This is a genomic window from Mycobacterium sp., from assembly GCF_039583805.1.
GTDB lineage: Bacteria > Actinomycetota > Actinomycetes > Mycobacteriales > Mycobacteriaceae > Mycobacterium.
On sequence record NZ_JAVKSH010000031.1, the window covers coordinates 23105 to 32239 of the forward strand.

At 68.4% G+C, this 9135-nt stretch carries 8 protein-coding genes and 1 tRNA gene; 4 read left to right on the forward strand and 5 right to left on the reverse strand.

Annotated features, from left to right (window positions below):
- Positions 1–19: 19 nt before the first annotated feature.
- From kasA to aceE, 5 genes are all read right to left on the reverse strand, one after another.
- Positions 20–1294 (reverse strand): 3-oxoacyl-ACP synthase KasA, encoded by a 1275-nt coding sequence (gene kasA / locus ABDW21_RS06145; RefSeq protein WP_343600796.1) that lies wholly within the window; start codon positions 1292–1294, stop codon positions 20–22.
- A complete protein-coding gene (gene acpM, locus ABDW21_RS06150) occupies positions 1291–1638 on the reverse strand; it encodes a meromycolate extension acyl carrier protein AcpM (RefSeq protein WP_343600797.1) in 348 nt (115 codons plus the stop codon). The genes kasA and acpM overlap by 4 nt, the downstream gene beginning before the upstream one ends.
- A gap of 73 nt (positions 1639–1711) precedes the next feature.
- On the reverse strand, positions 1712–2620 hold the full coding sequence (locus ABDW21_RS06155; RefSeq protein WP_343600798.1) for an ACP S-malonyltransferase: 909 nt from the start codon (positions 2618–2620) through the stop codon (positions 1712–1714).
- A 79-nt stretch (positions 2621–2699) separates the two neighbouring features.
- Positions 2700–4079 (reverse strand): PucR family transcriptional regulator, encoded by a 1380-nt coding sequence (locus ABDW21_RS06160; RefSeq protein ID WP_343600799.1) that lies wholly within the window; start codon positions 4077–4079, stop codon positions 2700–2702.
- Positions 4080–4152: 73 nt separating this feature from the next.
- Positions 4153–6942: a pyruvate dehydrogenase (acetyl-transferring), homodimeric type gene (gene aceE, locus ABDW21_RS06165; protein ID WP_343600800.1), complete on the reverse strand. Its 2790-nt coding sequence runs from the start codon at positions 6940–6942 to the stop codon at positions 4153–4155.
- A 142-nt stretch (positions 6943–7084) separates the two neighbouring features.
- Between aceE and ABDW21_RS06170 the strand changes: the two genes are divergently transcribed.
- The 4 genes from ABDW21_RS06170 (at position 7085) to ABDW21_RS06185 (ending at position 8856) form a co-directional block, all read left to right on the forward strand.
- Positions 7085–7675: a hypothetical protein gene (locus ABDW21_RS06170; protein ID WP_343600801.1), complete on the forward strand. Its 591-nt coding sequence runs from the start codon at positions 7085–7087 to the stop codon at positions 7673–7675.
- Between the two features lie 97 nt (positions 7676–7772).
- Positions 7773–8195, forward strand: coding sequence for a DUF3052 domain-containing protein (locus ABDW21_RS06175; RefSeq protein ID WP_343600802.1), 423 nt, complete (start codon positions 7773–7775; stop codon positions 8193–8195).
- A complete protein-coding gene (locus ABDW21_RS06180; protein WP_343600803.1) occupies positions 8195–8656 on the forward strand; it encodes a peroxiredoxin in 462 nt (153 codons plus the stop codon). Before ABDW21_RS06175 ends, ABDW21_RS06180 begins: the two co-directional genes overlap by 1 nt.
- A gap of 128 nt (positions 8657–8784) precedes the next feature.
- Positions 8785–8856 (forward strand) — tRNA-Val (locus ABDW21_RS06185).
- Positions 8857–9135: the final 279 nt, after the last annotated feature.

Sequence of the window (9135 nt, forward strand, 5' to 3'; positions counted from 1 at the left end):
TGGATGCGTTCCTTTCGGGTCAGTACCGTCCGAAGGCGAGCGCTACGTTGTGGCCGCCGAAGCCGAACGAGTTGTTGATCGCGTACTCGTAGTCGCCGTGCCGGGGTTCGCCCGCGACGACGTCCAGGTCGATTTCCGGGTCCGGTGTGTGGTAGTTCAGCGTGGGCGGGATGACGCCGTCGCGCAGCGCCAGCACCGTCAGCACCGACTCCAGCGCGCCGACCGCACCGATGGAGTGACCCAGCGCGCCCTTGGGGGCGTACACCGCGGCCTGCTCGCACCCGGCGACACGGATCGCGTTGGCTTCCGCGGTGTCGCCGATAGGCGTGGCGGTCGCGTGCGCGTTCACGTGGTCGATGTCCTTAGGCGACAGGCCCGCCAGCTCCAGCGCCCGGGCCATCGCCTTGCCGGCGCGTACGCCGTCCGGGGCCGGCGCCACCATGTGGAAGGCGTCCGAGGTGATACCGGCGCCCATCAACCGGGCCAGCGGCTTGGCGCCGCGAGCCTTGGCGTGCTCCTCGGTCTCGACGACCATCAGCGCGCCCGCCTCGCCGAACACGAAGCCGTCACGATCCTTGTCGAACGGCCGCGACGCCCCCTCCGGGTCGTCGTTGCGGGTCGACATGGCGCGCATCATCGAAAACGCCGCGATGGGCAGCGCCTCGATGATGCCCTCGACGCCGCCGCATACCGCGATGTCGGCGTCGCCCATCACGAGCTGACGCCACGCGTGCGCGATCGCCTCCGACCCCGACGAGCACGCCGAGACCGGGGTGATCACCCCGGCTCGGGCACCCAGCTGCAGGCCGACGACCGCCGCGGCGCCGTTGGGCATGATCATCTGCACGGCCAGCGGCGACACCTTGCGGGGGCCGCCTTCGTTCATCAGGTCGTGGCACTCGACGATTTTCTCGCCGCCGCCCAGTCCGGTGCCGATGACGACGGCGAAGCGGTCCGGGTCGACCTCGGGGCTGCCGGCGGACTCCCAGAGCTGACCGCTGAGCAGCTTGGCCATCCGCTGGACATACGACATGCGTCGCAGATCCAGCCGGCCCATGTGGTTGTCGACCGGTTCCTTCAGGTGGCCGCCGATCCTGACCGGCAGGTCCCACTTGGTGACGAACTCGTCTTCGAGGACGTGGATGCCGCTCTCGCCGGCCAGTAAACCCTTCCACGTGCTCTCGACGTCCGGCGCGATCGACGTGGTCGCCGTGACGGCGGTCACCACGACGTCCTTGTAAGAAGCGCCGGAACCAGCGCCGTGACCGCCGTTGGCAGTGGAAGGTTTGGTCACTGGCTGTCCGCTTCCAGCCTGGCGCGCACAGCCTCGACGGCCTCGGGGTTGTCCTGCACGATCTTCGACCGGATGGCCTGGGCGGCTTCGGGGTTCTCCTCTTCGAGCTTTTGGATGTAGGCGACGACGTCACCGACGGTGCGCAGGCCAGCGAGGTCCTCGTCGGGGATCTTGACGCCGTACTTGTCCTCGGTCTGCACGGCGATCTCGACCATCGACAGCGAGTCGATGTCCAGGTCGTCGACGAACGACTTGTCCGGGGTGATCTCGGAGGGCTCGATACCGGTCACCTCTTCGATGATCTCGGCAATTCCGGCGATGATTTCTTCCTGGCTGACGGTCACGGTGAATTTCCCTTCGTAATGGTTTGTGCTACGTGGTGGTTGAGATTTTTGATATGCGGTTGTGCGGACGCGTCTACGACGTTGTCAACCCGTCCAGGTCTGCGGGTTGCCTGACGGCGTGCGTCGCAACCCCGCGAAGTTCACGTTTGGCGATTCCGGCCAGAGCGCCCGCGGGCGGGAACTCGACGATCGCCGAGACATCGTGCTGACGGAGGGTTTCGGTGCACAGATCCCAGCGCACCGGCCGGGTCAGCTGCGCGACCAGCTTCTCCATCGCGTCGGCTGCCGACGATACCGGCTTTCCGTCCCGGTTGGACAGCAGGGTGGCGGTGGGCTCGGCGGGCGTGATGGCGGCAGCCGCCGCGGCATAGCCTTCCAGTGCCGAGGCCATGAAGTGGGTGTGGAAGGCGCCGGCGGTCGCCAGCGGCCGCACCCGGGCCTTGGCGGGCGGGTCCTCGGCGAGCTTGTCCAGGGCGGTCAGACGGCCGGCGGCCACGATCTGGCCGGCGGCGTTGCGGTTGGCGGCCACGAGGTCGAGCTGCTCGAGGCGGCCCAGGACATCGGCTTCGTCGCCGCCGAGTACTGCGGACATGCCGGTCGGCTCGGAGGCGCAGGCCCTGGCCATCTCGGCACCGCGGGTGGCGGCCAGCGCCACCGCGTCGTCGGCGCAGATGACGCCGGCGATCGCGTAGGCCGCGAGCTCGCCGACGGAGTGGCCGGCCACGATCGTGTCGGTGTCGGGCATGACGCCGCGCCGGGTGAGCTCGCGGTGGGCGAGCAGGGTGGCGGCCACCACCAGCGGCTGGGTCACCGCGGTGTCGGTGATCTCCTCGGCCGACGCGGTGGTGCCCAGCCGCACCAGGTCCAGACCGGCCGCGGTCGACCATGCGGCGATCTGGTCAGCGGCTCCGGGCAGCTCCAGCCACGACGCCAGCATGCCGGGCGTCTGCGATCCCTGTCCAGGGGCAAGCAACGCAATCACGTCTTTAAGAGAACACTGTGAAGTGACGTTTGTGGGGTGTACAAGATTATGAACCTTGTCTTACGTTTTTGTGGAGATCCTACAAAACACCCTCGGATGCGACATCTTTGATACCGTCCCGCGACGTAGCCCGCGTGCTGTCCCTCCCGGTTTCCCCGACGCGATGCGCCGGCGACGGTGTGATCAGGTCCTTTTCCACCGGGATGGTGACCGGGGTCACCATCGCTCTGGTGACGCTGGCATGCTGGGCCTGACCGGCAAGCTGGCTGACCGTAGCGGCCACTCGCAGCATGTACGCGTCCCGCGGCTGGGTGGGGTCGCGACCGGTGAAGTCGGCGATCCGTCGCAGGCGATACCGCACGGTGTTCGGATGGACGAACAACGTGCGCGCGCAGGCTTCGATCGCGCCGCCGCAGTCCAGGTACGCGCCCAGGGTCTCGGTCAGTGTCGGCCCGGCATCGGCCAGCGGCCGCATCACGTCGGTGTGCAGCGCCGCGATCGCCGAGGCGTCGCCCATCAGCGCGCGTTCCGGCAGTAGTTCGCGCGCCAGCACGGGGCGCGGGGCACCGGCCCAGCCGGCGACGGCGTTCATCCCGGCAATCGCCTCGCTGGCGCTGTGGTAGGCGGCGGTCAGCGTCGGGGCCGTCGGCCCGATCACCACCGGCCCGTCGGAGAAAGCGCCCAGCAGGTCGCCGAAGAACTTCTCGGTCGGCGACAGCTGGCCGGACACGATCGCCACCAGCCAGGTGCCGTGCACGTCGGTGAGCGCGGCGCGGCCATGGCGGGCGGCGATGTCCCGGACGTCCTGGCTGGCGTGCAGCTCGCGGTCGGGCGCCGGCGTGCCCACCACCACCGTGGCCGGCTCGGTGGTGTTCCAGTTCAGGGCGGCCGCCCGCGACAGCAACTCCGGGCCCGTGTCGCCCCGAACGACCGCGTCCACCACGCTGGCCTCCATCCGGTTGTCCCACGAGCCCCGCGCTTCTGCCGCGTCGGCGTACGCCGAGGCAGCGGTGAACGCCAGGTCGCGGCTGTATTTGAGAATGCCCACGGTCAGCGCCGTCAGCTGCTGGTCGTCGCGGGCCAGCATCGGCACGACCTCTTCGAAGTACTCCATGGTGACCCGCACCATGTCGACGGTGTGGCGCAACGCGATCCGCCGCTTCAGGTCCTGCGGCACCAGCTCGAACGCCTTGGCGGTATAGCTGACGTTGCTGTGCGGGTCCTGCATCCACTCGACGAAGTTCACCACGGCTGTCTGCACCACCAGCGCCACGCTGGCTCGCTGGGAGGCTTCCAGATCGGCGAAGAACGGCAGCCGCTCGTGCATCGCCGACACCGCCTCGGTGGCCAGCCGGCCCGAGTAATGCTTCAGCCGTCGCAGCAGCGACTCCGGCACCGTGTCCAGCAGCTCGAGCGGCGACCGGGGTAGCGCAAACTGCCCGACATCCTTGTTGGCCACCCCTAAAAGCTACGCTTCTTTTCTGGATTTTCCTGGATGTTTCCGCCAACGACGTGCGGTTCTACGCCGGGCTTTACGCGAGGCCCGGGTCCGAGGTCTGCTCCGGCGCGGCCTGCACGTCGTCGATCTGGTACTGACGCGCCGCCGCCACCGGCACCGACGGGTCGATCTCACCGTCGCGGGCCAGCGCCTCCAGCACCGCGACCACCTGTGACTGTGCGTCGGTGTTGAAAAAGCGACGGGCCGCGGGCCGGGTGTCGGAAAAGCCGAACCCGTCGGTGCCCAGCGTGAGGTAGGTGCGCGGCACCCAGGGCCGGATCTGCTCGGGCACCGCGCGCATCCAGTCCGACACCGCCACCACCGGGCCGGCGGACTCGGCAAGTGCCCGCGTCACGAACGCCACCCGGGCCGGCCGGTCCGGGTGGCGCAGCCGCTCCTTTTCGACGGCCACCCCGTCGCGGTTCAGTTCGCCCCAACTGGTCACCGACCACACGTCGGCGGCGACGTCCCACTCGGCGGCCAGCATGTCGGCCGCCTGCAGTGCCGCGGGCATCGCCACGCCGGAGGCCAGAATCTGCGCGGTGCTGCTGCGCTGCTGCCGGGACGTGCGGTAGCGGTAGATTCCGCGCAGCAGGCCCTCCAGGTCGAGGTGCTCCGGCTCGGGCGGCTGAACGTAGGGCTCGTTGTAGATGGTGACGTAGAAGTAGACGTTCTCCGGGTTCTCGCCGAACATCCGGGCCAGCCCGCTCTCGACGACGTGGGCGATCTCGTAGGCGAACGCGGGGTCGTAGGACACCACCGCCGGGTTGGTGGCCGCCAGCAGGAGCGAGTGCCCGTCGGCGTGCTGCAGGCCCTCACCGGTCAGCGTGGTCCGTCCCGCGGTGGCACCCAGCACGAATCCCCGGGCCATCTGGTCGGCGGCGGCCCACAGGCTGTCGCCGGTGCGCTGGAAACCGAACATCGAATAGAAGATGTAGATCGGGATCAGCGGCTCGTTGTGGGTCGCGTAGGACGTCCCCACCGCGGTGAAGCTGGCGGCCGACCCGGCCTCGTTGATGCCTTCGTGCAGGATGTGCCCGTCGGCGCTCTCCCGGTAGGCCAGCATCAGTTCGGCGTCGACAGCGGTGTACAGCTGGCCGTTGCGGTTGTAGATCTTCAGCGACGGGAACCAGGAGTCCATGCCGAACGTGCGGGCCTCGTCGGGAATGATCGGCACAATGCGCGGGCCGATCTCGGGATCCTTCAGCAGTTCCTTGAACACGCGCACAGTGGCCATGGTGGTGGCGACTTCCTGGGTGCCCGACCCCTGCTTGAGCGCCCGGTAGGTGTCGCGGCCGGGCAGCGGCAGCACCTTGAACTTGGTTCGCCGCTGCGGGAGGAAGCCGCCCAGGGCCCGCCGCCGGTCGAGCAGGTACCGGATCTCCGGGGCCTCGGGGCCGGGGTGGTAGTACGGCGGCAGGTAGGGGTTCTCGTCCAGCTGGGCGTCGGACACCGGAATCCGCTGGGCGTCGCGGAAATCCTTCAGGTCGGCCAGCCGGAACTTCTTCATCTGGTGGGTGGCGTTGCGAGCCTCGAAGTACTTGCCCAGCCCGTAGCCCTTGATGGTCTTGGCCAGGATCACCGTGGGCTGCCCCTTGTGCTCGACCGCGGCCCGGTAGGCCGCGTACACCTTGCGGTAGTCGTGCCCACCGCGCTTGAGGTTCCAAATCTGTTGGTCGGTAAGGTTTTTGACCAGTTCCTTGGTGCGCGGGTCGCGGCCGAAGAAGTGCTCGCGGACGTAGCTGCCGTCGTTGGCCTTGTAGGTCTGGTAGTCGCCGTCGGGCGTGACGTTCATCAGGTTGACCAGCGCGCCGTCCTTGTCGGCGTGCAGCAGCGCGTCCCACTCACGCCCCCAGATCACCTTGATCACGTTCCAGCCGGCGCCGCGGAAGAACGACTCCAGCTCCTGGATGATCTTGCCGTTGCCGCGCACCGGGCCGTCCAGGCGCTGCAGGTTGCAGTTGATCACGAACGTCAGGTTGTCCAGGCCTTCCAGCGCCCCGATGTGCAGCAACCCGCGGCTCTCGGGCTCGTCCATCTCGCCGTCGCCCAGAAAACACCAGACATGCTGGTCGGAGGTGTCCCTGATGCCCCGGTCGTGCAGGTAGTGGTTGAACCGGGCCTGGTAGATGGCGTTCATCGGGCCCAGGCCCATCGACACCGTCGGGAACTCCCAGAAGTCGGGCATCAGCCGCGGATGCGGATACGACGGCAGCCCGCCGCCGGGATGGCTGTGCTCCTGGCGGAAGCCGTCGAGTCGGTCGGCGCCCAGCCGCCCTTCCAGGAAGGCGCGCGCGTAGATGCCGGGGGAGGCGTGGCCCTGGATGAACACCTGGTCCCCGCCGCCGGGGTGCGACTTGCCACGGAAAAAGTGGTTGAAGCCGACTTCGTAGAGCGCCGCCGACGAGGCGTACGTCGAAATATGGCCGCCCACACCGACTCCCGGCCGCTGCGCGCGGTGCACCATGATGGCCGCGTTCCACCGGATCCAGGCACGGTAGCGGCGCTCGACGTCCTCGTCGCCGGGGAACCACGGCTCCAGCTCGGTCGGGATTGTGTTGACGTAGTCGGTCGACGTCAGCGCGGGGATGGCCACCCGCTGCTCGCCGGCGCGTTCCAGCAGCCGCAGCATCAGGTAGCGCGCCCGCGCCGGCCCCGAGCGGTCCAGCAACTCGTCGAAGGACTCGAGCCACTCCGAGGTCTCCTCGGGATCGATGTCGGGCAGGTAGGAGGCCACGCCCTCGCGGATCACCCGAACCCGGTCGGGTTCGCTTGCACCGCTTGGGTTTTTCGCCAGGTCGTGACGTACGAACTCGGTGGTCAACTTCTGCTCCTCGCTGTGCGGTCAGCGGCGGCCGGCCGAGTCCGCCGTCGTCGTCAGTCGTCCTGATTCGATGTCTCCACTATCGTCCCGCACCGACGCCCCTGCCGCGCAATGTCCGCCAGAACCGGTAACGTCACCGACTGTGCTGATCGGATGGCGCGCCGCGATGCAGGCCGGGGCGCGTCGCGGGTTGCGCATCGGCGCGCCGGTGCTCGGCGGCACGGCGGCGGCCCTGTTGGCGATTGTCGGGTGCAGCACCATCACCGAAGGCACCCCGGCCGCCGACACCGTCATCGCGCCGGCCTACCGGGCGTCGGTGTCGGCGTCGGTGTCGGCGTCGTCGGCAACCTCACGGATCCAGGAGTCCCAGCGACAAGCCTCGCTGACCCAGCGGGCCGTGGTGCGCGCCTGTGAATCGTTCGCCGTCAGCAGCAAAGACGCCATCCAGAAGGTGAACGACTTCGTCGCCGCCTACAACGCCGGCCGCGACACCAAGCCCAACGAAGGCCCGGCGATCGAGGCGCTGAGCCACAGCGCCGACACGGTCGTCGAGAACATCACCGACCCGGTGTCCAAGGAGCTGCGCGACGCACTCAATGCCTACGCCGACTCGGCCCGCGCGGTGGCGACCGCGATCCGGTCGCACGCGGGAACGTCGGAGTTCAACCAGAGCGTCAACCACCTCAACGACACCAAGTCCACCACGGTGAAGCTGTGCCTGGCCACCCGATGAGTCGGCGCGTGTGCAACGCTGCCGGTTGTGCGACGATAGGGCCATCGCACGGCGCGGTGGTGCCTGATAAGCCTGAATTCGATAAGGAGGTCGCACGGTGGTGGCGGCGGACGACGCCCCGAGCTACGCCCGCAAACTGGGCATCCAGAAAGGCCAACTGGTCCAGGAGTGGGGCTGGGACGAGGACACCGACGACGGCATCCGCGCTGCCGTCGAGCAAGCGTGCGGCGGCGAGTTGATCGACGAGGACACCGACGAAGTCGTCGACGTCGCGTTGTTGTGGTGGCGTGACGGTGACGGGGATCTGGTGGACACCTTGATGGACGCGATCGCCCCGCTGGCCGACGACGGTGTGATCTGGGTGCTGACCCCCAAGACCGGGCGCCCGGGTCACGTGCTGCCCGCCGAGATCGCCGAGTCGGCCCCGACCGCGGGCCTGATGCCGACCTCGACGGTCAGTCTCGGCGACTGGAGCGCCAGCCAGCTGGTGCAGCCCAAGTCGCGGGCCGGGCGGCGCTGATGTTGCCCGTCGGCACCGGCGCGCCGGACTTCACGCTGAGCGACCAGAACCAGCAGCCGGTCACGCTCAGCGACTATCGCGGCGACAAGAACGTGCTGCTGGTGTTCTTCCCGCTGGCATTCACCGGAATCTGCCAGGGCGAGCTGGACGCGTTGCGCGACCACCTGCCCGACTACGAGAACGACGACAATGCGGTGCTGGCCATCTCGGTGGGCCCGCCCCCCACCCACAAGGTGTGGGCGGCCGAGAGTGGGTTCCTGTTCCCGGTGCTGTCGGACTTCTGGCCGCATGGCGCGGTCAGCCGGGCCTACGGGGTGTTCAACGACGAAACCGGGTTCCCCAACCGCGGCACCTTCGTCATCGACCGCTCCGGGGTCATCCGGTTCGCCGAGATGAACGGGCCTGGCAAGGCCCGTGATCAGCGGCTCTGGGTCGACGCGCTGGCCGCGCTCACGTCCTGACTGCCCCACCCCGCGCGAGCGTGCATGTCTGTCCGCCGACACGCCGCGAAAGCCGTACATCTGCGCACGCTCGCCACGACTCCCGGGTTTTGGGCGCCCGGCCTCCCGGCGGGTAGCGTGCCCGGCACGGGCGCGTAGCTCAGTGGTAGAGCTCTGGTTTTACACACCAGCGGTCGGCGGTTCGATCCCGTCCGCGCCCACCGGCGATCATGTAGGTCAACGCCATATCGCGATTCAATTGGGTTTGACGGGCGAACCCCCGTTGTGCCAAGAGTGTGCCAGTCGGGTTCGCACATTCGGTCGATCCTCCGAACGGAGCGGTTGAATCAACGCTCCCTGTAGGCGGGGGAGATGTCGCCGAGTAGCACGGGCGAATCATCCGAATGGCCCTAGCGCACTGGAAGGCGAGGTGCCTCACGTAAAAGTGAGCGCGAAGTAGATGGCTGGTGCCTCACGCATGGTGAGCGCGTGGGGGGCTT

What these genes read in the sequence shown, in the direction of transcription:
- ABDW21_RS06180 (WP_343600803.1), top strand. Translation starts at nt 8,195, where the DNA reads ATGTTGCCCGTCGGCACCGGCGCGCCGGACTTCACGCTGAGCGACCAG.